Annotated in this window: 24 protein-coding genes and 1 riboswitch; of the genes, 2 read left to right on the top strand and 22 right to left on the bottom strand. The window is 36.6% G+C overall.

Features of this window, described 5'->3' with window-relative positions:
* Positions 1 to 101 precede the first annotated feature (101 nt).
* Together NSQ59_RS08120 and NSQ59_RS08115 are read right to left on the bottom strand one after the other, a co-directional pair.
* Entirely contained in the window at positions 102 to 539 is a 438-nt protein-coding gene (locus tag NSQ59_RS08120; RefSeq protein ID WP_055738920.1) for a DUF86 domain-containing protein, read from the bottom strand.
* 143 nt (positions 540 to 682) lie between these two features.
* Complete coding sequence (locus NSQ59_RS08115; RefSeq protein ID WP_055738919.1) at positions 683 to 952, bottom strand: YutD family protein; 270 nt, start codon at positions 950 to 952, stop codon at positions 683 to 685.
* 169 nt (positions 953 to 1,121) lie between these two features.
* Here NSQ59_RS08115 and NSQ59_RS08110 point away from each other — a divergent pair, with 169 nt between their 5' ends.
* Both NSQ59_RS08110 and NSQ59_RS08105 read left to right on the top strand, forming a co-directional pair.
* A complete protein-coding gene (locus NSQ59_RS08110) occupies positions 1,122 to 1,826 on the top strand; it encodes a YhcN/YlaJ family sporulation lipoprotein (protein ID WP_055738918.1) in 705 nt (234 codons plus the stop codon).
* Between the two features lie 221 nt (positions 1,827 to 2,047).
* Positions 2,048 to 2,965, top strand: a complete 918-nt coding sequence (locus NSQ59_RS08105) for a M23 family metallopeptidase (RefSeq protein ID WP_437177110.1) — start codon at positions 2,048 to 2,050, stop codon at positions 2,963 to 2,965.
* A 27-nt stretch (positions 2,966 to 2,992) separates the two neighbouring features.
* On the opposite strand, the gene yunB is transcribed toward NSQ59_RS08105, so the two are convergent.
* From yunB to NSQ59_RS08005, 20 genes are all read right to left on the bottom strand, one after another.
* Positions 2,993 to 3,718 (bottom strand): sporulation protein YunB, encoded by a 726-nt coding sequence (gene yunB, locus NSQ59_RS08100; protein ID WP_055738916.1) that lies wholly within the window; start codon positions 3,716 to 3,718, stop codon positions 2,993 to 2,995.
* 59 nt (positions 3,719 to 3,777) lie between these two features.
* Positions 3,778 to 4,080, bottom strand: coding sequence for a YunC family protein (locus NSQ59_RS08095; protein WP_055738915.1), 303 nt, complete (start codon positions 4,078 to 4,080; stop codon positions 3,778 to 3,780).
* Between the two features lie 93 nt (positions 4,081 to 4,173).
* Entirely contained in the window at positions 4,174 to 5,529 is a 1,356-nt protein-coding gene (locus tag NSQ59_RS08090) for a bifunctional metallophosphatase/5'-nucleotidase (protein ID WP_055738914.1), read from the bottom strand.
* An 11-nt stretch (positions 5,530 to 5,540) separates the two neighbouring features.
* Entirely contained in the window at positions 5,541 to 6,386 is an 846-nt protein-coding gene (locus tag NSQ59_RS08085; RefSeq protein ID WP_340830629.1) for a DUF72 domain-containing protein, read from the bottom strand.
* Positions 6,387 to 6,479: 93 nt separating this feature from the next.
* Positions 6,480 to 7,877 carry a Fe-S cluster assembly protein SufB gene (gene sufB, locus NSQ59_RS08080; protein WP_055738912.1) on the bottom strand — a complete coding sequence of 466 codons (1,398 nt, stop codon included), beginning with the start codon at positions 7,875 to 7,877 and terminating at the stop codon, positions 6,480 to 6,482.
* A 137-nt stretch (positions 7,878 to 8,014) separates the two neighbouring features.
* Positions 8,015 to 8,452, bottom strand: a complete 438-nt coding sequence (sufU, locus tag NSQ59_RS08075; RefSeq protein ID WP_055738911.1) for a Fe-S cluster assembly sulfur transfer protein SufU — start codon at positions 8,450 to 8,452, stop codon at positions 8,015 to 8,017.
* Complete coding sequence (locus NSQ59_RS08070) at positions 8,442 to 9,671, bottom strand: cysteine desulfurase (protein ID WP_126648525.1); 1,230 nt, start codon at positions 9,669 to 9,671, stop codon at positions 8,442 to 8,444. The genes sufU and NSQ59_RS08070 overlap by 11 nt, the downstream gene beginning before the upstream one ends.
* On the bottom strand, positions 9,671 to 10,981 hold the full coding sequence (sufD, locus tag NSQ59_RS08065) for a Fe-S cluster assembly protein SufD (RefSeq protein ID WP_340830624.1): 1,311 nt from the start codon (positions 10,979 to 10,981) through the stop codon (positions 9,671 to 9,673). The genes NSQ59_RS08070 and sufD overlap by 1 nt, the downstream gene beginning before the upstream one ends.
* Before the next feature lie 16 nt (positions 10,982 to 10,997).
* Positions 10,998 to 11,783 (bottom strand): Fe-S cluster assembly ATPase SufC, encoded by a 786-nt coding sequence (gene sufC / locus NSQ59_RS08060; RefSeq protein ID WP_126648524.1) that lies wholly within the window; start codon positions 11,781 to 11,783, stop codon positions 10,998 to 11,000.
* A gap of 768 nt (positions 11,784 to 12,551) precedes the next feature.
* Positions 12,552 to 13,370: a MetQ/NlpA family ABC transporter substrate-binding protein gene (locus tag NSQ59_RS08055; RefSeq protein ID WP_340830622.1), complete on the bottom strand. Its 819-nt coding sequence runs from the start codon at positions 13,368 to 13,370 to the stop codon at positions 12,552 to 12,554.
* A 21-nt stretch (positions 13,371 to 13,391) separates the two neighbouring features.
* Complete coding sequence (locus NSQ59_RS08050; RefSeq protein ID WP_055738906.1) at positions 13,392 to 14,060, bottom strand: methionine ABC transporter permease; 669 nt, start codon at positions 14,058 to 14,060, stop codon at positions 13,392 to 13,394.
* Between the two features lies 1 nt (position 14,061).
* Positions 14,062 to 15,081, bottom strand: a complete 1,020-nt coding sequence (locus NSQ59_RS08045; RefSeq protein WP_340830619.1) for a methionine ABC transporter ATP-binding protein — start codon at positions 15,079 to 15,081, stop codon at positions 14,062 to 14,064.
* Between the two features lie 87 nt (positions 15,082 to 15,168).
* Positions 15,169 to 15,283, bottom strand: a riboswitch (SAM riboswitch).
* A 93-nt stretch (positions 15,284 to 15,376) separates the two neighbouring features.
* Entirely contained in the window at positions 15,377 to 15,736 is a 360-nt protein-coding gene (locus NSQ59_RS08040; RefSeq protein ID WP_340830618.1) for a hypothetical protein, read from the bottom strand.
* A gap of 197 nt (positions 15,737 to 15,933) precedes the next feature.
* Complete coding sequence (locus tag NSQ59_RS08035) at positions 15,934 to 16,242, bottom strand: thioredoxin family protein (protein ID WP_055738903.1); 309 nt, start codon at positions 16,240 to 16,242, stop codon at positions 15,934 to 15,936.
* A 54-nt stretch (positions 16,243 to 16,296) separates the two neighbouring features.
* Positions 16,297 to 16,680 (bottom strand): glycine cleavage system protein GcvH, encoded by a 384-nt coding sequence (gcvH, locus tag NSQ59_RS08030; RefSeq protein WP_055738902.1) that lies wholly within the window; start codon positions 16,678 to 16,680, stop codon positions 16,297 to 16,299.
* A gap of 165 nt (positions 16,681 to 16,845) precedes the next feature.
* A complete protein-coding gene (locus tag NSQ59_RS08025; RefSeq protein ID WP_055738901.1) occupies positions 16,846 to 17,202 on the bottom strand; it encodes an arsenate reductase family protein in 357 nt (118 codons plus the stop codon).
* 111 nt (positions 17,203 to 17,313) lie between these two features.
* Entirely contained in the window at positions 17,314 to 18,657 is a 1,344-nt protein-coding gene (locus NSQ59_RS08020) for a glycosyltransferase family 2 protein (protein WP_055738900.1), read from the bottom strand.
* Between the two features lie 115 nt (positions 18,658 to 18,772).
* Entirely contained in the window at positions 18,773 to 20,557 is a 1,785-nt protein-coding gene (locus NSQ59_RS08015; RefSeq protein ID WP_055738899.1) for an acyl-CoA dehydrogenase family protein, read from the bottom strand.
* A 23-nt stretch (positions 20,558 to 20,580) separates the two neighbouring features.
* Positions 20,581 to 21,756 carry an acetyl-CoA C-acetyltransferase gene (locus tag NSQ59_RS08010; protein WP_055738898.1) on the bottom strand — a complete coding sequence of 392 codons (1,176 nt, stop codon included), beginning with the start codon at positions 21,754 to 21,756 and terminating at the stop codon, positions 20,581 to 20,583.
* A 266-nt stretch (positions 21,757 to 22,022) separates the two neighbouring features.
* Positions 22,023 to 24,431: a 3-hydroxyacyl-CoA dehydrogenase/enoyl-CoA hydratase family protein gene (locus NSQ59_RS08005; protein ID WP_055738897.1), complete on the bottom strand. Its 2,409-nt coding sequence runs from the start codon at positions 24,429 to 24,431 to the stop codon at positions 22,023 to 22,025.
* Positions 24,432 to 24,629 lie beyond the last annotated feature (198 nt).

The following is a 24,629-nucleotide window of genomic DNA, read 5'->3' as shown; positions in this document are numbered from 1 at the left end:
TTGCCAACGGCTACTTGCGGCTAGACATAGACATCTTCTTAAAACCGTTATCCGTCATTTTAGTAAAAGCAAGAAAAACGCTTTCATTATGAAAGCGTTAACTAGCTTTTGAATGCTGATACAGGACCTAACTCATTTGTTAAATAGTCTCTTACCCTTTTCGGAAATTCCTCTAAAGATGGCGCACATTCTAAGAAAGTTTCCAATAATTCTTTATGATTTACGTTTATATATTGCTGCACAAGTATTTTTCTATATAAAATCACCTTTAGTAAGCTTTTAGACATTTCATCTGTTATTACTTTTTCATCTGTTAGAATGTCCAAAATATCTTCATAGCTTCCAGGGTCGCGCATAATAAATCCATCAATCATGGCATTTCCCACATCTAGAATCGATTCGATAATGGTATGTGTTAATCTTTCTAATGCTAGTTGCTCGATTTCATTTTTCCAATTCCCATTTGCTTGAAGCAATTTTACTTTATCCTCGAAGTATTGTAAGGTTTCTTCTATTTTTTCACGATCTACAAAATACATCTAATAACACCCTTCCATTTTCCACTTCGATATTATTTTATCATAATAATGTTAGGATATCTTTATTTGCGGATTGAATGATTAGACTGAACAAAACATAAGCATAATAAATAATCTAACCCGCATATTCTTGGAGCAATTTTTCAAACTCTTTGTGCTACAAAATAAGCACAGCCGAAATTACAATATTCGTACAGATATTCAGACAGCACGCTTATTTTTGTATCAAAAGTTGCCTTTGGGTTATCGTCAGCAAAAAAACCCTTAAGTCGCAACTGACCATATCCCCAATCCCCTACAATATAATCATATTTAGTCAAAATATCACTATATCGAGCACGAAATGCTTCTTCATTAAAGCCATTTCGAAAATCTTTTATGACTTCATAACAATAATTATTAACACAAATCATTGTGGATCACCTCATCCTTTACTATATCCCCTGAGGAATAATTACCTATAAGCTAGAGCAAGTTCATTACATCCTTACTTTCTAATTTAAATTATAACTAATTCCCCATCAATTACTAAGAGAAAAATAAAAAAACGTGCGCACTATAACCATTAAGGGGGTGCTTATTTTGAACAAAAAAATCATTACTGCAACAATGTTAAGCATGGCGCTGCTTGCTGCTTGTAGTAATAATAATAATGGCAAAAATGTCGCGGAAAATCCCGCTGTATATAAAAAAAATGGAAACACGGTTAATAGAAATGAACGTGTAGATATGTATAATAAAGGGCTTGAAAAAACAAGTGCAGATAGACAGAATGAATTCGGCTATGTTCGTCATGTTAAAAGTCCTGTTCCCGGCCAAAATATTAAATACCAAGATATTTATACGTTAAATCGGGAAAAAGTAGCCGATGCCATTAGTAAATTAGCTGTAACAAACCCAAAAGTACATGATGCTGCAACGTTGGTAACAGATGAAGAGGTTTTAATTTGGTACAAAACCGATGCTAAATCAAAAAAGGACAGAAATAATGTAGCCGATCAAGTGAAAAAAACGGCGTTTTCCACAGTCCCTCGATGGTATCATGTTTATGTTACTGATAATCCAACATTAAAGCAATATGTTGAGAATATTTCCTATATGAAATCCAGTGATGCTAATAAAGAAAGGGTTATTAGACAAACAGTAAAGATGATGTTAGACAGTTCACCGCAAGGATATAAGATGAGCACTGGGGAGAATGAAAACGGGGAATCCAAGGATATAAATAATGGAAAGATGGAAGATACTGATAATCTTCATGAGCAGCATGATAATGGTAATTTATAAACATTAACTGCGTCTAGATAAGGCGCAGTTTTTTATCTTTCTTCATCTTATTAGCATTATTATTAATGTCCTTCCATTATTTGATACAAATGAAAAAGGACTTCCGACACAAACTATGTTTAGTATTTGAAACAAGGAGGCGGAACCGCTTGCGCATTATTACTTGTTCTCTTATATTTTTCTTGTTATTTGCTTCACCTAACATCTCTTTTGGCAAGGAAATGTCTGAGGAGGAAGCTTATCAAAAGAGAATGGAGCTTTATAAGCGTGTAGAGCTTACTACACAAATTCCCTGGTATTACATCGCTGCTGTTGATCATTATGAAAGAAGTATTAGATTTGTAAGGAAAGACATTCCAAAGCCTGGTGGAATTACTGGCATTTATATAAAACCAGTTCAGTGGGCTGGATGGTTAAATCCCAATCAAACCAATCCATCCCTTCCATCTATTGAACTTTTTAATGGATTTGGGATAGACGGTAATGGTGACGGAAAAGCGAATATGAACGATGACGAGGATATTATTTATTCCTTTGCTAACTATATATTAAAATATGGAATAGATGAAGATCATTTCCGTATTGCCTTGTGGAATTATTATAAACGGGATAGAGCAGTTGGTTTAATTATGGAGAAAGCCAAATTGTACAGACACTTTGGTAAATTAGATTTAAATGCTAAAACTTTTCCGATTCCGCACCGTTTTAATTACAGCTATCGAGATACATGGGGAGATCGACGCGGCTGGGGAGGACGCAGAATCCATGAAGGAACCGATATATTTGCAGGTTATGGGGTTCCTGTTCGCTCTACCTGTTACGGCATTGTCGAATTAAAGGGCTGGAATAAATTTGGAGGATGGAGAGTTGGAATACGTGATATAAACAATACGTATCATTATTTTGCCCATCTAAATGGGTATGCAAAGGATTTACATGTAGGACAAATTGTGGAGCCTGGTATGCTTATCGGAAGTGTTGGCAGCACAGGCTACGGACCACCAGGTACATCCGGAAAATTCCCACCTCATTTACATTATGGAATGTATAAGGATAATGGATATAGTGAATGGTCCTTTGATCCTTACCCGCATTTGCGACAATGGGAATGGTCAGACAGGAAAAAGAGAAAGAATTAAAGCTTCAGGTTTGAACCTGAAGCTTTATTATTTTTTTGGTGGTAATTGTATGGTTGGAGTTGATGAACCACCATTATAATATTGCGGCGGATCATAAGGGATAACTCCATTAAAAAGAGTAATTTTTTGTTTATATGGACTCTCTTTTGTATCAAATGGAATAATAGTTTGAACATTGACCGTTAATTGGATATATACATTTGCCGAAATGTGATTAATTCCAACCTGTGTATAATGGGAAATTAAATCTGCTTGAACATCCCCAATTACTTGGAGTTTAATGGGGATCTTGGGACCTAAGTTTCCTAATAAAGCATTATCCGTTGCACGCCCAATTGGTATCGAATATATAAGTCCATCTGAATCATGGGTAATTCCATATTTAGATAATGTCTCAGTTATCCCCGCCTCACGCCCATTCAGAACAGATTGGATAATGTCCTGAGCTTTTTGCTCGATTTTATTACTAATCGCGGGATTAGTAATAAAGTAATTGTTTTCCTTATTCGTAACGACAATTTTTTCAGGGTCAATTTCATCCTGTATTTGCCTTTTTGCATAGTTTACAGCTTCTTCTGCAATTTTTCGATTTTGACTCTCAGCATATTTAATTAATGTCGGGGCAAGGCCTTTATTCACAATCCAAATTCCTAAAACAGTGGATAATATAAAAAATACAAATGTCAGAAGTAACACATAGCGTAACGGCAAAGGACCTCCTCGCCGGGGTTTACGAGCTCGAAATTTAGCCAAAAAAATCCCCCCTTACAAGCTATGTGTATGCTTGTTTGGAGGATAAAATTATCATTGTTTTAGATCATTTTCAGAAGTGCATCTTTGCCAATCATTCCAACCTGAATACCGAGATTTTCTGCCTCCCATGTAATGGACTCGAGTGGAGCATTTAATAATTCGTCGATTGTTTTCACTCCAACCGCTCTTCCGGCAATAATTTTCCGATCTTTAAGATTGTTATTTAATAGCGAAACATCTAATGCACCACACATAATATATCCTTTATCATTTGAAACAGTTAATAGAGTCGTTTTAGGAAGTTTTACTGTGGTCGCAATAAACGTATGACCACCGATTTCAACTGGTGTAATCGTAACCAATGTTTTACCGCTCCTTTACTGAAATGAAATCTAATAAGTTTAACTTTTATTAACATCTCTATGTAAAGGACAATAAATGGTTGCTTGCCTATTTTATTTTTCGCTATACATCTTTTGTAATTTCCACATCATCACGTCCCGAATAAATTCCGGCATAAAATACTTTTTCTTAGCATCTAAAAGTTCAGGAAAAAAATGTCCAAATGTATACATATCAACTGTTCCAAGTTTATATATTTTTTGCTCCTCCATTTTAAAGCCATTTATATAAACAGTTTGATGATCTAACAGGATATTATGATAAATAAAATTTCCAAGGACTTTTCCTCTAAATCCTAAACCCTTTAATTCCAATGGAGGCCATTTTGGATTTAATGTCTGCAGAATAACCTCTTTTAGTTCAGCACCAGATAACTCAATTAAACATGGATTTATAGGGTGCGGAAGGATGGAATGAATATCAAATCTTGTTATCGGTCCTTTTTCCAAGTTTCCAAGCAGGAGTCCAGCATTAATGAGAGCACAATCTGATCTGCACCATTCATTAATAGCCTCACACAACATCTGCGGCAAAGGAGAAGGCTTAAACCATTCTGTCTGTAGTGTCTTAGGTACATCAACAAGAAAGGAATTTAAGAGTCTTTTCCCTTTTTCCTGAAATGAAGTAACAATAAGTTCCTCTTCTTCTAATGATGGTAAAAATTTGGTTTCATATAACAATGCTTTCTTTCTCAATACTTTTTTACTTTCTATATCAATATCCAGAGTAACCGTACCAACATAGTATCCATGTTTTCCTGCTGCTGCCAACAATGTGTCGGATATATATTTTCCTTCGGGAAGTACATGATGAGTATGGCCGCCTAATATAATGTCTATTTCAGGATGAAGGCTTGCAATTTTTTCATCGTCGTGAATTCCTAAATGGGATAATAGGATAATAATATCCGCCTCTTGTTTAAGGCTTTGAAGTTCCGCTTCTAACTCTGGAATAGGTGCCGTTAAATGCCAACCAAGTATTTCGTACAATTTCCCAAAATAAGCTGTTACTGCCAAAACACCGATTTTTATCCCGTTTTTTGTATAGTAAATTTTCGAAGGCATTGCCCACTTAGGTCTATTTCCCGATTTCTCAAATAAATTAGCAACTAGGACATCAAATGAGGCATCCTGATAGAGTGTATTTAATTCATCATATGCCAAAGTAATTCCCTCATTATTGCCTATTGTTACTGCAGTATAATCCAATTCATTCAATAGCTGGACGTTTCCTTTTCCAAAAGTCCCTTCCGTATAAGGATGCCAACGATCTACGTGGTCTCCAATATCGAATAGAAAAAAATTCTGATGAAGAGATTTTCCCTTTTGCAGGAAGGAACTTATTTTTGGCCAGTTTTCAAAATGACTATGGATATCATTTGTATGATATATATGAACTTGTTCAATCATTAAGATACTCCTTAAAACAAATCTAATTGACGCGGCGCCAATCCTTCGTACTCTATTCCTAATAATTCCATAAATTGCTTAGCATTATCTGCTGCATCTCCGCCAGAGTTATTGTTAAAAATAATATAGATATCCTTCGATTGCTTTTTTAAAACCTGAAGTTTCTCTATCCAATCCAACAATTCTTCTTTATTATACCGATACAAATAGCGAACCTCACGCCAGTCCCCTTGATTAGGTCTCTTCCATCCATACACATTTCTTCCATGAAAACGAATAAGCGTTTTATCCGATTGGCTTGCCGTTAAAACTATAGGTATAGAGCCATCCCCTGCTTGTGGCTCATCACAAATACTATGGATCCATCCTTCCTCTTTCATAAAGGTAAGAGTTCCTTCTTTAAATTGCGGAGTAAACCATGATTGATGGCGAAATTCTAGCGCTACTGGAATATCTCCCATCTTTTGTTTACAAAAGCGCAAATAATTTACATTTTCTTTTGTACAACGGAACCAGGGTGAAAATTGGAAAAGTACCATTGCTAACTTTTCAGACTGTTGATAGGGAATGAGCGATTGTATAAATGCTTGAAACATTTCCTCTTTTGACTGGTAAGGTATGGAACCTCTTTCGTGCCCTGTCATCCCTTGATAGGCTTTTACGATAAATTGAAAGGTGTTAGGTGTGTCTTCTATCCATTTAACGGCGTTTCTTTCGGGTTGAATCGCATAAAAAGACGCATCTACCTCAACAATAGGAAAATGCCCAGCATATTCTCTTAATTTGTTTTTTGGTGCTGTACCATTTTTATAAAGGGAATCATGATCTCCCCATCCAGCAAGGCCGATGTAAATCATAAAATCACCTACATTTCTTACGAATCATTTTACCATAATAATGAATAAAAAAAACTCGCATGAACATTTGTTCATACGAGTTTTCGATTCTTCTTATCCAATTGAACCTTCCATTTCGAACTTGATAAGACGGTTCATTTCTACCGCATATTCCATTGGTAGTTCTTTTGTAAATGGCTCGATAAAGCCCATAACAATCATTTCTGTTGCTTCTTGTTCAGATACACCGCGGCTCATTAAGTAGAAGAGTTGTTCTTCTGATACTTTTGATACCTTTGCTTCGTGCTCTAATGAAATATTGTCATTTAATATTTCATTATATGGAATCGTATCGGATGTAGATTGATTATCCATAATTAATGTATCACATTCGATATTTGCTCTGGCACCGTCTGCTTTACGTCCAAAATGAACAATCCCGCGATACGTTACTTTACCGCCATGCTTTGAAATGGATTTAGATACGATTGTAGAAGACGTATTAGGCGCTAAGTGCATCATTTTTGCACCTGCATCTTGATGCTGTCCTTTACCTGCTATCGCAATAGAAAGGGTCATACCGCGAGCGCCTTCTCCTTTTAAAATAACAGCAGGATATTTCATCGTTAATTTAGAACCGATGTTACCGTCAATCCATTCCATTGTGGCATTTTCTTCACATACAGCACGTTTTGTTACTAAGTTATAAACGTTATTGGCCCAGTTTTGAATCGTTGTATAACGGCAATAAGCATTTTTCTTAATAATAATTTCTACTACGGCACTGTGAAGGGAATTAGTTGTATAAACAGGCGCTGTACATCCCTCTACATAATGAACATGAGCACCCTCATCTACGATAATTAAAGTACGTTCAAATTGTCCCATATTTTCTGAGTTAATTCGGAAATAGGCTTGAAGTGGAGTTTCCACCTTTACACCTTTAGGAACATAGATGAAAGATCCACCTGACCAAACAGCTGAGTTTAACGCAGCAAATTTATTATCAGTAGGCGGAATTACCGAAGCCCAATGTTCACGGAAGATATCTTCATTTTCACGTAAAGCGGAATCAGTATCCTTGAAAATAATACCCATTTTTTCAAGGTCTTCCTTCATGTTATGATAAACTACTTCAGATTCATATTGTGCAGAAACCCCTGCTAGATATTTTTGCTCGGCTTCAGGAATCCCTAATTTATCAAAGGTATTTTTAATTTCTTCCGGTACTTCATCCCAAGTACGTCCTTGCGCCTCTGATGGTTTTACATAGTAAGTAATTTCATCAAAGTTTAAGCCGGATAAATCTCCACCCCATTGAGGCATTGGTTTATTATAAAAATGCTCCAATGATTTAAGACGGAAGTCTAACATCCATTGTGGTTCATTTTTCATTTTAGATATCTCTTCGACAATTTCACGTGTTAACCCACGTTTTGAACGGAATACCGAAACGTCTTTATCATGAAAGCCGTATTTATAATCGCCGATTTCAGGCATTTTTTTTGCCATTCCAATCATTCCTCCCTTGCTTTGTCTAGCTTCAGCGCGTATCGACTAGCGGATTTCTCCGTCTCCTCCCTACGATAAGTCAAAGACTACGAAATCTGTACGCCGATGTTCAAAGGGCCTCCGCTTTTCGAATTGTGCTACTCCTTTTCCTTGCCTAAGCCTTTTTCCATTGCCTTCCATGCCAACGTAGCACATTTTATGCGAGCTGGAAATTTTGAAACTCCTTGAAGTGCTTCCATATCACCTAAATCCAAGTCACCCTCATATTCTTTTCCTTGCACCATGTCGGAAAAAATATGGGAGAGGGCTTCTGCGGTTTCAACATCTTTTCCTTTAATCATTTGTGTCATCATTGAAGCAGATGCCATGGAAATAGAACAGCCTTCTCCTTCAAATTTAGCATCTGTTACAATGCCATTTTCAACATTCATGGTTAAATGAATTCGGTCACCACAGGTTGGATTGTTCATATCGATTGTAAGATTACCGTTTTCTAAGGTACCCTTATTTCTTGGATTTTTATAATGATCCATAATAACTCTTCGATATAATGCATCTAGATTATTAAAGGACATCGCTAAAATACTCCTTTGTTTTAACAAGCCCAAGGGCAAGTCTGTCAATATCTTCTTCGGTGTTATATAAATAAAAACTTGCACGGGCTGTTGCGGACACATTTAACCATTTCATTAATGGTTGCGCACAATGATGACCAGCCCGAACGGCAATACCTTCAGCATCCAGTACCGTTGCAACATCATGCGGATGAACATCCTCAATATTAAAGGTTACCAGTCCTGCACGCTTCGCCGGATCTTTCGGACCATAAATAGTAAGACCATTTATTTCTGACAATCTATTCATAGCATATTCTGCTAATTTATGTTCATGATTCGTAATATTATCGAGACCAATTTCTTCTAGAAAATCAATTGCAGCTCCTAATCCAATAGCACCTGCTATTATAGGGGTCCCACCTTCGAATTTCCACGGAAGTTCTTTCCATGTTGAATCATATAAGTCCACAAAATCAATCATTTCTCCGCCAAATTCAACTGGCTCCATCTCTTCAAGCAGTTTTTTCTTTCCATACATAACACCAATACCTGTTGGTCCGCACATTTTATGACCTGAAAATGCTAGGAAATCACAGTCTAAATCTTGAACATCCACTTTCATATGTGGAGCACCTTGTGCACCATCGACTACCATATAGGCATGATGTTCGTGGGCGATTTTAGCAATTTCTTTAATTGGGTTCATCGTACCTAGTACATTTGATACGAGTGCAATTGCCACTATTTTTGTTTGGTCTGTTACTGTTTTTCGAATATCATCCAACAGAATGGTTCCATCTTCTTGCATTGGAACATATTTTAAAGTAGCACCCTTGCGTTTCGCTAATTGCTGCCAAGGAATGAGATTACTATGATGCTCCATAAAGGAGATCACAATTTCATCTCCTTCTTTCACATTATCATTTCCAAAGCTGCTTGCAATCATGTTAAGCGATGCGGTAGTTCCGCGAGTGAATACAATTTCTTCTCTCGATGCAGCATTGATAAATTTGCGCACCTTATCTCGTGCACCTTCATATTTATCTGTTGCTCTAGTTCCTAACGTGTGAACACCACGATGAACATTTGAATTATCTTGACGATAATATTGGTTTACAGCTTCAATGACGGAAAGTGGTTTTTGCGATGTTGCCGCACTATCTAAATAGACCAACGGATGTCCGTTTACTTCCTGATCGAGGATTGGAAACAGTTTACGGATCTCGTTTGCATTCATTATTTAACTTTCCTTTCAATAACCTCTGTTAACTGCTTTTTAACACCCTCGATTGGCATTTCATTTACTACAGGGGCTAGGAATCCATGGATAATTAAACGTTCTGCCTCTTTGCGGGAAATCCCACGGCTCATTAAATAATATAATTGTACCGGATCCACACGGCCAACGGAAGCAGCATGTCCCGCCATTACATCATCTTCATCAATAAGCAGCATAGGGTTTGCATCACCGCGAGCTTTTTCACTTAACATTAAAACACGTGATTCTTGCTCAGCATTTGATTTTGTAGCACCATGTTCTATTTTGCCAATCCCGTTAAAAATAGAAGAAGCCGCGTCTTTCATAACACCATGCTTTAATATAAAGCCTTCTGTATTTTTACCGAAATGGGTAATTTGTGTTGTAAAGTTTTGAGTTTGCTTACCGCGTCCAACAACTACTGTTTTAGAATGTGCGAATGAACCATCGCCAACAAGTTTGGTTGTATTATCAGAAATGGTGTTTCCATCATTCATCATACCTAGTGCCCATTCAATGTGGGCATCACGTTTCGCAAAACCTCTGCGATTTACATATGTCGTAACGCCTTCTGCAAGTGTATCTACAGCACCATAAGAGATTTTCGCACCGGAATTTGCTACTAGCTCCGTAATAATATTCACAATTCCATTAGCTTTCTCATTTGTTGAAACGTAATTTTCAACAATTGTAACTGAACTATTATCATCTGCTACTACTAAAACATGATTAAACAACGGTGCATCATCATGATCATGCACATAAACAGTTTGTACAGGCTCACTAATTTCCACATTTTTCGGGATGTAAAGGAATACCCCGCCATTCATTAATGCAGCATGCAGTGCTGTTAATTTGTGTTCATTTATTTTAACTGCTTCTTGCATAAAATATTTTTGAACTAGTTCTGAATGTTCTTTAATGGCAGTAATAATATCAGTAAATATGACGCCCTTTGCTTTTAAATCATCTGAAATGGATAGAAAAGCAGATGTTTGATTATGTTGAATATAGAGATTCTTGCTTTCGTTTTCCAATTCAATTAAGGAACGAACTGTTTCTGGTAAAGCTTCTAATGAAGAATATACTTCACTTTCAACCGAATGCTTCGCAAATTGAGTAAAATTCCAAGTTGTAATACGTGTTTTATCAGGTCTTGGCATAGGAAGCTCATCAGCCTTTTGGAAGGCATCAACACGAAGCTTCGTAAACCATTCTGGCTCGCCCTTTTCTTGTGAGAAAGAGTGAACATAGTCCTGACTAACGGATAGTTTTGTTTCTACAGTCATGTTAATCCTCCTAACCTTATGCTTCTTGGCCGACAGTTTCGTCTTCAATACCTAATTCATGCTTAATCCAATCGTATCCTTCTGCTTCTAGACGTTGTGCTAATTCAGGACCACCGGATTTCACAACGCGGCCTTGCATCATAACATGAACAAAGTCAGGAGTAATATAGTTAAGTAAACGTTGGTAGTGAGTGATGATTAGACAACCGAACTCACTGCTTCTCATTTCGTTAATACCTTTTGAAACGACCTTTAATGCATCTATATCTAATCCAGAGTCAATCTCATCCAAGATAGCTAGTTTTGGTTGAAGCATCATTAATTGAAGAATTTCATTACGTTTTTTCTCCCCGCCTGAAAATCCTTCATTTAAATAACGTTGTGCCATATCTGGATCCATTTCTAGGAATTCCATTTTTTTATCCAACTCACGGATAAATTTCATTAATGAAATTTCATTGCCTTCCTCACGTCTCGCATTGATTGCAGAACGTAAAAAGTCAGCATTAGTTACCCCTGCAATTTCGCTTGGATACTGCATTGCTAAGAAAAGACCGGCACGAGCGCGCTCATCTACTTCCATTTCCAAAACATTCTCTCCATCTAAAGTAATGGAGCCTTGTGTTACTTCATATTTAGGATGACCCATTATCGCAGAAGATAAAGTGGATTTACCAGTACCATTTGGACCCATGATAGCATGGATTTCTCCGCCTTTAATTTCTAAATTAACACCTTTTAAAATTTCTTTCCCTTCAATTTCAACATGAAGATCCTTAATAATTAACGTTGAACCTGCCATGATTATACCTCCGTTGTATATAAAAATTTCTACATCTCATTCTCAATCTATTCTCATTCTAATCTTATAACAAATTAAATTTATAAGCAACCGAGAACGACAATAAAAAGCTATATCTAAATAGCACTCACAACATCTAATTTAACATTTATTTTTAATGTAATCAAAGGCTCTTTTCTTAATCATTATTGCTTTGTAAATCGATAATCTTACTAGGTTACCCCTTCCACTTTAGAATAGGTCTCTTATAGGAAAAAACACCTGAAACAAAACCCTATAAGGATGAAATATAGGATACAATTGGTTATATATACAAAAATAAAAAAAGGCGGCGATACAATTGCCACCTTTCTTTCATTAATTTATTCCAATATTTAATCTACGACTAATGTCGGCCACTATACGTTGGGAGTTAACATATTCCGTCTCTCTTTTTTTCTCAATTTGCATCCTGACTCTGTGCTTTCTTTTGTACACTTCATATCCTACTCCATGTGCACTGTGCAATGCTTTTTCCATGTCCGTCGTGTACTTGATTTTAAGAGAGTTAATAATGAACCAATCCCTTCAATTTTATTTACGTTGTTCATCGTAACAAGATAAACATAATAAAACAAAGATGATTTTCATTCATTATTTTGGTTATTCTCTTCTGCTACTTAAAAATGAATACTATATAGAAGGTATTCTTAATAATCTTTTTAAATGCTCTAATATGATGGATTGTATAACAAAAAGGCTCCGGAACCCCGGAGCTTAGATGATATATTATTTTACTGGTACTACTGCACCTTTCCATTCTTTTAAGATGAAGTCCTGAATTTCTTTTGAATGTAATACATCCACTAGCGTTTTGATTGCTTTTTTATTTTCATCACCTTTACGTACCGCAATAACGTTTACATATGGCGATTCCTTTCCTTCAATCGCAATAGAGTCTTTTAGAGGATTTAGACCAGCATCAATGGCGAAATTAGAGTTAATAACAACTGCGTCCCCTTCTCCATTTTTATATAATGTTGTTAACAGGGCTGGATCGTAATTATATTCGAATTTAAGGTGTTTAGGATTATCGACAATATCTTTTAATGTTGCTTTTGTTTTATCAACACCATCTTTAAGCTTAATAAGTCCATTCGCTTCAAATAAGGATAAAATTCGGCCATGGTCAGAAACAGAATTACTCATGATAATCTTCGCTCCATTTGGAAGGTCTTTCAGTGACTTATATTTTTTCGAATAAACTCCCATTGGCTCAATATGAATCTTACCAGCAACCGCGAACTTATATCCATTTTCTTTCATTTGTAAATTTAAATAAGGAATATGCTGAAAATAGTTTGCATCAAGTTCTCCAGAATCTAATGCTTTATTTGGCATTACATAATCTGAATACTTTACAATTTGTAAATCAATTCCTTTTTTCTTCAAAATCGGCTTGGCTTTTTCTAAAATGACAGCATGTGGTGTATTAGATGCACCCACAACTAATTTTGTATCGCTATTACTAGATGAATTTTTCGTTCCGCAAGCAGCCAGTGAAACAATTAATAAAGAAGCTATGAAAATACCTAACCATTTTTTCATTTCTTAACCCTCCTGATGTTTTTAACGTTTATCTATTTTTTTTGTTATAAAATCTCCAAGAAATTGGATGATAAACACGATAATTAAAACTAGAATAGTAGCAAATACAGTTACATCATTTCGGCCTCTTTCAAAACCGTCCATATATGCAACATTTCCTAAACCACCGGCGCCAATTGCTCCGGCCATCGCTGTGTAACCGACAATAGCAATAGCAGTGACCGTTATACCTGAAACAATAGCGGGCATTGATTCTGGTAATAATACTTTAAAAATAATTGTACCTGTTGAGGCACCCATTGATTTTGCTGCTTCAATGACACCTTTGTCTATTTCACGAAGACCAATTTCCACAAGCCTAGCATAGAATGGAGCAGCCCCAATAATTAAGGCCGGTAAAGCTGCTGTTTCTCCAATAATTGTTCCTACAAGTAATTTCGTAAAAGGGATTAGTAGGACGATTAAGATAATAAACGGTATGGACCGAAATATATTAACGACAGCGGAAATAATCGAATGGATAAATCGATTTTCCCATGCTTGACCTTTAGCAGTAAGAAATAGTAAAAGTCCTAAAATAATACCTAAAATGAAAGTGGCGAGAACAGACCAAAAAGACATATATAATGTTTCCCATACAGCCTCTTTCATTGATAGCCATTCAACATCCGGAAAAAATTTCTCCATCATTTTACTTCATCACCTCCACGCCAACTTGCTGTTCTTTCAAATAATGGATTGCTTGCTCCATTTCTTTTTCGTGACCAACAATTTGTAAAAATAAGGTTCCATAGGAGCCATTCTGCGTTTGTGAAATATTCCCTTGCAAGATATTAATGGATAATGGAAACTCCCTAATTAAATTTGTTATAATCGGCTGCTCTGTTGAACCACCAATAAAGGTTAATTTTATTACGAGTCCATCCGGATACTTTTGCAGTAAATGGGAAACTACTTCTTTTGTATCTTCCTGTTCGGATACTTGCTGAACAAATCGTTTTGTAATTTGCTGCTGCGGGTTTTTAAAGACCTCCAGAACTGGTCCTGTTTCTACTATCTTCCCATTTTCCATCACTGCGACCCGATGGCATATTTTGCGAATGACGTGCATTTCATGTGTAATTAAAACAATGGTTAATCCCAATTGTTTATTGATGTCTACTAATAAATCTAAAATCGAATCTGTAGTTTGTGGATCAAGCGCTGAAGTAGCCTCATCACAAAGAAGAACCTTCGGATTATTAGCTAATGCACGAGCTATCCCTACTCTTTGCTTTTGTCCTCCACTTAATTGGGATGGATATGCATTTTCTCTACCCTCAAGCCCGACAAGCTTAATAAGCTCATCAACTCTCTTCATACGTACTTTTTTTGGTACACGGGCAATTTCTAATGGGAAGGCAATATTTTCACGCACGGTTCGAGACCATAATAGATTAAAATGCTGAAAAATCATGGCAATATCTTGTCTAGCTTTTCTCAATGCTTTGCCTTTTATTTTGGAAATCTCCTGCCCTGCTACTCGAACAACACCCGAGGTAGGAAGCTCCAATCCATTTAACATACGAATAAGTGTACTCTTTCCGGCACCAGAATATCCGATTACTCCAAAGATTTCCCCTTCCTTGATTTGCAAATCAATATTATCAACCGCAGTGACCACTTTATTTTTCGTTTTAAATTGTTTTCTCACTTGTTGAATCGTAATCAAATTATTTCCACCTTCTTTTCCCGAAATGTTCCAAATAAAAATGCCTCTCTGCAATGAGCAGAAAGGCACGCAAATATGATGTCCTTTCTCTCATCTTCCAAAACAATACAAGATTGTTTTGTGTGAATTGGCACCATTTCAGTTATGAACTGATGGTTGCCGGGTTTCATAGGGCACATCCCTCCACCTCTCTTGATAAGAGCACACATTTATTCAATTGAAATTAAGTTCATATAATTACGAAAGTGATTGTAACACGCAAAGAATTAACATGTCAAAGGAAAATTATACATTTCTAAAAAGAAACCGCTTCCGCTTGTTCGTCATAATCTCGACATAACCAAAAAACGGATTCTAACAATAGAAAATGCCGGAATGAACCCTCGTAAACAACATGATTATATTTTCTTAATTGTGATAATCGAATATTCCCGCTTAATAGATCCATTGCAATTGGTTTTCCCATTATCATTTTCGTATCTATTTCATCTACTTGATTCGTTTTTTCAAAGGAAAATTCATTTTTAGAAAACCAAACGACCCAAGTTTCCTTTTCTATACATATACAAAAAGTAAGAGGTTCATTTGGCAACAAGGCCTGTATGTGATTCCGGGCAAAAAAATGATATTTTAATTTTGTTAAGCAGCTTTCCATATAATCATCCCATTCAATCGTTATTTAACTGTAAAATACTTTAAACATCTCCTTATCTCCTCCTAAAATTTATCTGCAATTTTCGCGTTTAAAAACAAAAAAGGACAACAATCATCAAATCACGACTGTTATCCTACTTATTTCCCAAGAAATATGTGATATTTTGGATATATTACTACCTATTTGTAATATTCGTTCTAAAGTGTTTTTAATTTTTCGAATATGAATGGAACAGAATGAAATGCATAAATTTTTTCCCTTAATACTCCGTTTTGAAAAAGGAGTAGGCAAGGGACACTTTCTATTTGAAATTTTTCGGCAAGTTGTGGAGAGTAATTTAAATCTGTTTTATACATTTGTAAGGAAGGTAAAAGTTCTTCTGTTATTCTGAGAATCTTACCCGCAACCTGGCATGTACCACATAAAGGAGTATATAAATAGAGGGTATAACTTTTATCTTGCATTACCATCATTTCGCTGATTTCTTCATATGTTAAATCGTTCACGTTCTATCATCCTATCTATGGAAAAACACCTTGGAAGAACCAAGGTGTTTTTGATTAATCTTCGTTAATCATTTCTTGATATTGTTCTGCAGTCAATAATTCGCTTATTTCCTCTTTATTAGATGGTTCCACTACGATCATCCACGCTTTTTCATATGGTGATTCATTTACAAATTCAGGGCTGTCATTTAAATCTTCGTTAACAGCCACAACTTTTCCGCTTATTGGTGCATAAAGCTCGGATACTGTTTTAACAGATTCCACACTCCCGAATGGTTCGTCAGCTTGCACTTCTGTTCCTACCTCAGGAAGCTCCACGAAAACGATGTCGCCTAGCTCAGACTGCGCAAAATCTGTAATTCCGATGCGAACATTACCGCCTTCATCTTTTACCCACTCATGTTCTTCTGAATAACGTAATTCACTTGGTAAACTCATTGAAAAATCCCTCCATCAATATGTTCAAAAATACAGGTGAAATTCCCATAATAATATGTACTCACCCAACTTGCGTTTAAAGTCGAAATTCGACTTATGATATTAATACATAACAAGTTAATATTTACATAAAAGTTGTATGTAAATCAAGAATTTACTACATTCTTATCCCCATTTTTGTGCAAATTCTTCTTCCTTGAATCCAACTGTTACATCTTTCCCATCTGTAACTAGTGGCCGCTTCATTAACATTCCATCAGAAGCAAGTATATCAAGTAATTCATCTTCTGATGCACTTTTTATTTTATCTTTTAATCCGAGTTCCCGATATTTTTGTCCACTCGTATTAAAGAACTTTTTTAAATCTAATCCACTTAAATGGTAGAGCTTTTTTAATTCCTCTTTAGATGGCGGCGAGTCCACAATATGAATTTCTATCAATTCATGCTTATGACTCTCTAACCATTTTTTTGCTTTTCGGCAAGTACCGCATTTAGGATACCAATAAAACGTCAATGCCATCTGCGTTTCACTTCCTTTCTCATGGATAGTACAATCATGCTGCAATAATACTATTTCGACACAAATTTTATTTTACCTTCTATGCTAATAGCAAATTTATTGATTTTTATCCTATTCCCATTTGCGTTTTAGCTGAAAAAATTCTTGTATATAACCATAGGTTGAAACAGGAGACATGATCATTTGATAGGCCAAAATAAAGAGAATAAAACCGATAAAGTTTTTTCGAATTCGAAGATTTAACGGTCTAAAAACAAATCTCTTCTGATATAAGTAAAGAATTCCAAAGCTTATAAGCGTTAGTGGTAAAACAAAAAAGGTCATTGGCCCCACTATCCAAAAATGACCAAAAAATGCTAAAACTAAACCAGGTATCCAGAATAGGGTGTAGCTTATGTCTAAAAAAGGCATAATGAAGTTGATTCCTGTTAAATATTTCGTATATATTTGTGGCTGCTGCCATGGTTTGATTTCTCGCAGCCCTTCAATCATTCCCCTTGCCCAGCGTGAACGTTGACGGACAAAATGAAGGATTGATGTTGGTGCATCCGTAAAGGCTACCGCCAATGGTTCGAAAAATACTTTATTCTTACCTTCCAATAGTCTCCAAGTTAATACGATATCTTCTCCGATAGCATCCGGCCATCCACCAACTTCTTTAATGTATTTTGTTTTATACAAGCTAAATGCCCCTTGAGCTACTAAAGTTCCCTGATAGAGGCCCTGCAAACGTTTGATGGAAGCAATGCCTAAAAAATAATCCCATTCTTGTATTCTTGTCCAAATATTTTGGCGGCTATTACGGACAAGAACCGAGCCTGCAACTGCCACAACATCAATAGGACTACTTATCATGCGAGCCATTAAATATCTTACCGCAGATTTATGAATTATTGTATCCGCATCGAGCGTTATTACGTTCTCTGTCTCGACATATTTTAGCCCCTTGTTCAAAGCATGGAACTTCCCAGGTTTTTCCTCATTTAATAAGAGTAAATTTAATTGTAGTTCATCTTTTGCCTTAAGTACCTCCGTTGCTGTTTGATCTTCTGATGCATTATTTACAACAATGACATATATTTCTCCTTCGTAGTCTTGGTTTTTAACATATTTTAAGGTATTATAAATTCCATTTTCTTCATTGTAAGCGGCAATAATGATCGTTACAGGAATATCTGGATATTCTTTTTTAAAAGGCGGCTGTTTGTCAAACAATAAACTTACAACCAGAAATGCATTCATATAACCCGGTATATAGGAAATACCGGAAATAACCACAATAGCTGCCGGAATCGAAATTAGATTTCCAAGATCCTTAATCCATGGGACGGATAAATAAATGGAGAATAGCATCCAAAACAATGCCAGGATATGACTAATCCAAAACTTTACAGAGACGGATATATAAAATTTAGATTGCATTATTCTAATGGGATTAAAGTTTGAAGATTTCATTGGAGCCCCCAAAAAGAAATGAATTCTCTTTTAGGTTTCCCTATTAAAAAAAGCATACCATATGAATTTTTAAAAATAAAACCAACAAATCAAATGATTTGTTGGCTAATATCTATTAAAGAACGTATTTTTCTGCTTCAATAAGTTTGACAGAAGCTTCACGTTTTTTCGCAATGACATTAATAGGATTGTGGCGTGTTAATTTTCGTAATGCAGATAGCATCATTCTTAATGTGTCGCCTTCTTCAATTGCTACTAACGATTCCTTTGCCAATTGTTCAATTTCATAGAAGGATTCTTGACAAAAGATTTGTGTATATAGAAGTTTTTGCTGATTCTTTTCTACACCATCTTTTGCAATTGCTTTTTCTGTACGAAGCAGAGCTGACTCCATAGAGTATGTTAAGGAAACAATATCCGCTATATTAACAAGAATTTCTTGCTCATGCTCTAAAGCAGTACCAAATTTTTGTGCTGCAAGTCCAGCGATCATTAATGCAACCTTTTTCGCATTGCGAGTTAAATATTTTTCTTGTTCTAATGGAGCGTCACCAATTTCCTCGGGCATCATCATCATTAACTCTTCCTGTAAGCTTTGAGCTTTTTGAAGCAATGTTAATTCGCCTTTCAGTGCTTTTTTCATAAATGTTCCAGGTACGATTAAACGGTTAATTTCGTTTGTTCCTTCAAAGATACGGTTAATTCGGGAATCACGGTATGCTCTAGAAATTTCGTACTCATCCATGAAACCGTATCCGCCATGAATTTGCACACCTTCATCAACTACATAATCAAGAACTTCTGATCCAAATACTTTGTTTAAGGAACACTCAATCGCATATTCTGCAATAGAATTTGCAACTTCTAATCCATTCTTCGATTGTTCCTCAGTTAATTGGCTCATTCTTTCATCGAAAAGACCTACTGTACGGTATACAGAGCTTTCAGATGCATAGATTTTCGAAGCCATTGTTGCCAGTTTTTCCTTCGTTAAGTTAAACTCGGAAATTGGTGTTTTAAATTGCTTGCGTTGGTTCGCATATTTTGCCGTAATTTCAAAAGCACTTTTCGCACCGCCAACTGTACCTACACCAAGCTTATAACGACCGATGTTTAAAATGTTAAATGCTATCTTATGGCCTTTACCAATTTCGCCTAATAGATTTTCGACCGGTACTTCGGCATCCTCTAAAATTAAAGTACGTGTAGAGGAGCTTTTAATCCCCATTTTCTTTTCTTCTGCACCTGTTGATACACCAGGGAATTCACGTTCTACGATAAATGCAGAGAATTTATCCCCATCGATTTTTGCATAAACGACAAATACATCTGCAAAACCTGCATTGGTTATCCATTGCTTCTCACCATTTAAAATATAATGTGTACCCGCATCGTTTAATTTTGCGACTGTTTTTGCACCAAGTGCATCGGATCCTGAGCTTGGCTCTGTCAGTGCATAAGCAGCAATTTTTTCACCGGTTGCAAGTACAGGTAAATATTTTTGTTTTTGTTCTTCATTACCGAATAAAACAATCGGCAGGGAACCAATCCCAACGTGAGCACCATGGGAAATAGAGAATCCGCCTGATTTTGCCATTTTTTCAGCAATTAAAGCTGAACTTACTTTATCAAGATCCAAACCGCCATATTCTTCTGGTACATCTGCACCTAATAAACCAAGTTCTCCAGCTGATTTTAATAATTTTACTGAGCGGTCAAATTCATGCTTTTCTAAATACTCAACTTGTGGCAATACTTCGTTATCAATAAAATCTTCTGTCGTTTTGGCAATCATTTTTTGCTCATCTGAAAAGTCTTCAGGTGTAAAGATTCGTTCATAAGAAATATCTTCAATTAAAAAGCTGCCGCCTTTAATCAATTTTTCCGTTTGATTTGTCATTGTCATTTCCTCCTTGAAATCATTTACATTAATTCAAATACGCCAGCTGCTCCCATGCCGCCGCCAATACACATTGTTACTACACCAAATTGTACGTTACGTCTTTTCATTTCATGAATAAGAGAAAGTGTTAATTTCGTTCCTGTACAGCCAAGCGGATGACCTAAAGCAATTGCTCCGCCGTTTACATTCACAATCTCTTCATTTAAACCAAGCTTGCGAATCACTTGAATCGATTGAGATGCAAAGGCTTCATTTAATTCAAATAATCCAATATCCGATAATTCCAGTCCAGCAATTTTTAAGGCCTTTGGAATTGCTTCTACTGGGCCAATTCCCATAATTTCAGGCGGAACCCCTGCAACTGCAAAAGAACGGAATTTGGCCATTGGCTGATAGCCCAATGATTTTGCTTTTTCACCATCCATTAATAGGACTGCCGCTGCTCCATCACTTGTTTGTGATGAGTTTCCGGCTGTAACACTACCTGTTACGGAGAACGCAGGGCGAAGCTTTCCTAAAACCTCTACAGTTGATTCTGGACGAACACCTTCATCATTTGTGAATAAAATCTTGTTTTCTACTAATTTATTCTTTGAATCTACTGAACGAAGGGTAACATCAACTGGTACAATTTCGTCCTTAAATTTCCCTTCTTCAATTGCTTTAGCTGCTTTTTGATGACTGCGAACGGCAAATGCATCCTGATCTTCACGTGATACTCCGAACTTCGTTGCGACTTGTTCAGCAGTATGCCCCATTCCCATATAATACTGTGGGGCCGTTTCAGCTAACGTGGCATTTGGACGGACTACATGCCCCATCATCGGTACAAGACTCATAGATTCCGCACCGCCGGCAAGGATGGTATCAGAGGATCCCAGCATAATTCTTTCTGCACCATATGCAATTGCTTGCAGTCCAGAAGAACAATATCTGTTAATGGTTACTGCAGGTACTGTATCTGGAAGCCCTGCTAATGCTCCGATATTACGAGCCATATTCAAGCCTTGCTCTGCTTCCGGCATGGCGCAGCCGATAATTAAATCATCGATGTTTCCTTCATAATTTCCCGCTCTTTTTAACGTTTCTTTTACCACTAATGCACCTAAATCATCTGGACGAACATTGGCAAGTGTTCCTTTATTCGCTTTTCCAACCGGTGTTCTGGCCCCGGCTACAATGACTGCTTCACGCATTTACTTCCCCTCTTTCCAGGTGATTTATCAAATAGGTAAAATCACCTTTCGAATATATGTCCATCTATTAGGCTCTTTTCTTAAACTTTGTAGCTATTTACATATGAGTAAAAATCGGCAGTAGGATTTTTACGGTGATTTTCTACAATCAAATGAAAAGCGGAATGTAGAAAAGAGCGCGAATCCTATCCATTTTAAGAATTATTTACGTATACGAAAAGCCACAATCTTTTGCGAAAACAGCCATCTATTAAGAAGAATGAGTTTTAATTTCTTAAAGGTTTTCCTTTTGTCAGCATATATTGCATTCTTTGCTGCGTCTTTCCTTCAGCAATCAAGCTCAGGAATGCTTCTCTTTCAAGATCAAGCAGATATTGTTCATCTACCTCTGTTCCATATGGCACTTTTCCGCCAGCGATGACATAAGCAATTTTCTTTGCGATTTTCATGTCATGCTCGGAAATATAACCGGATAAGTGCATTGCTTGTGCACCTAATAAAAGAGTTGCATATCCGGTTTCACCTACAACTGGAACTTTCTTGCGAGCAGGTGCCTTATAGCCTTTTGCATGAAGTGCTAAGACTGCTTGTTTAGCGTCGTAAAGTTGATGGTCCCCGTTAACACTGATTCCATCCGCATTACTTAAGAAATTATTTAAACGTGCTTCTTCGCCAGATGTCGAAACCTTTGCCATTGCAATGGTTTCAAACACTTTATTTGCTACTTTTTGTAAGTCGAAATCAACCCCGTTAGGCATATTTCTCAAATGCTTGATGTAAAGCTCTTTGTTTCCGCCGCCGCCAGGAAGGAGACCAACACCTACTTCTACAAGACCCATATAGGTTTCCATAGAGGCTTGAATATGTGCAGATGGAAGGCAAACTTCTGCCCCTCCGCCTAGTGTCATCGCAAATGGTGCTGTTACAACAGGCTTTGGACTGTATTTCACTTTCATCATCGCATTTTGGAACTGACGGACAACCATATCTAATTCAAAGAAATTATCATCTTGTGCTTCCATTAACATTAATGCTAAGTTGGCTCCAACGCAGAAGTTTTTCCCTTGATTTCCGATAACAAGCCCTTTGTAGTTTTTCTCCACCTCATCAATGGCGAAATTGATCATTTGAATGATATCTAGACCAATTGCGTTATTCGGTGAATGGAATTCTAATAGTGCAACTTCATCACCTATGTCAATAAGGCTTGCTCCTGTATTCTTTTTGATCAATTTGCCCTGTTTTTTCAATTGAGCTAAATCAATTACTTTTGGATTGCGTTTTACTTGTTTATATTCGCCTTTATGGTAGTAATACTGGACTCCTTCTTCCTCTTTATAGAAGGAAGTATTTCCTTTTTCCACCATTTCTTTTACCCATGCAGGAACGGTTAATCCCGATTCTTCCATTAATTGAACAGATTTTTCTACTCCGATAACATCCCAAGTTTCAAATGGCCCAAACTTCCAGCCGAAGCCCCACTTCATCGCGTTGTCTACGGATACAATGTCATCAGCAATGACATCTAATAATTCCGCGGAATACACAAGAACTGGTGCCATTATATTCCACAGCAAAGAACCAACTTTATCCTTCGCATATATTAGCGCTTTCATTTTTGCAGCGGTTCCTTTTTGCTGATTAGCCATTTGCAAGGATGGTGACGAGAGCTTTTTGCGTTCCTCATATTCAAGCGTTTCCGGATTAAGTTCTAAGATTTCTTTGCCCTTTTTCAAATAGAATCCTTGACCGGATTTACTTCCTAACCAGCCCTTATCAAACATTTTCTTCATAAAATCAGGTACGGCAAATACTTCTTTTTCTTTTCCTTCCACTTGTTCATACACATTGTTTGCAACATGGATAAAGGTATCTAACCCTACAACATCAAGGGTACGGAATGTTGCACTTTTCGGTCTTCCTAGAAGCGGACCTGTTACGGAATCAACCTCACCGATACTGTATCCGCCTTTTAGCATTTCTTGAACGGTTATAAGAAGTCCGTAAGTTCCTATTCTGTTTCCGATAAAGTTGGGAGTATCCTTCGCAAACACAACCCCTTTTCCCAGAACATCTTCGCCAAATGTCTTCATAAACTCCAGAACTGCTGGGTCTGTATTCTTAGTTGGTATCACCTCTAAAAGCTTTAAGTATCTTGGTGGGTTGAAAAAGTGTGTACCAAGGAAATGCTTCTGGAAATCCTCTGAGCGGCCTTCCGCCATTGCTTCAACAGAAATTCCTGATGTATTTGAACTTACAATGCTTCCTGGCTTACGATATTTATCTACCTGTTCAAAGACTTTCTTTTTAATAGTTAAGTTTTCCACTACTACTTCAATAACCCAGTCCACTTCGGAAAGCTTTGAAATATCATCTTCCATATTTCCTGTTTGGATCAGCGCCAGACTCTCTTTTGTAGTTAGCGGAGCTGGTTTTTGTTTCAATAATTTTTGTACGGCACTATTGGCAAATCGATTTCGTACCGCTTTATCCTCTAATGTTAATCCCTTTGTAATTTCATCATTCGTTCGTTCATTCGGTACGATGTCCAACAATAATGTTGGAATACCGATATTCGCCAAATGAGCAGCGATTCCTGAGCCCATTACACCGGAACCTAAAACAGCCGCTTTTTTAATACTGTAACCCAATGATATTTCCCCCTTCGACGACATTTTGAATGAATACTCATTCATTTTATAACCAAAAAAATATCTCACGAATGAGTTTTACTACTTCTAATATAAATGAATATTTAAATTCCTTCAATAATTAATTCTCGAAAAATTTATAAATTTTAATAAAGAGCGATACTAAGAGTTTTTCTGAAGCTTTCAACCTGTTTTTAGTGAGCAAAAATTTTACAATCCTGC

This window comes from Margalitia sp. FSL K6-0131 (genome assembly GCF_038008735.1).
In the GTDB taxonomy this organism is placed as follows: Bacteria; Bacillota; Bacilli; order Bacillales; family Bacillaceae_C; genus Margalitia; species Margalitia shackletonii.
This window is presented reverse-complemented; position numbering and strand designations above follow the sequence as displayed.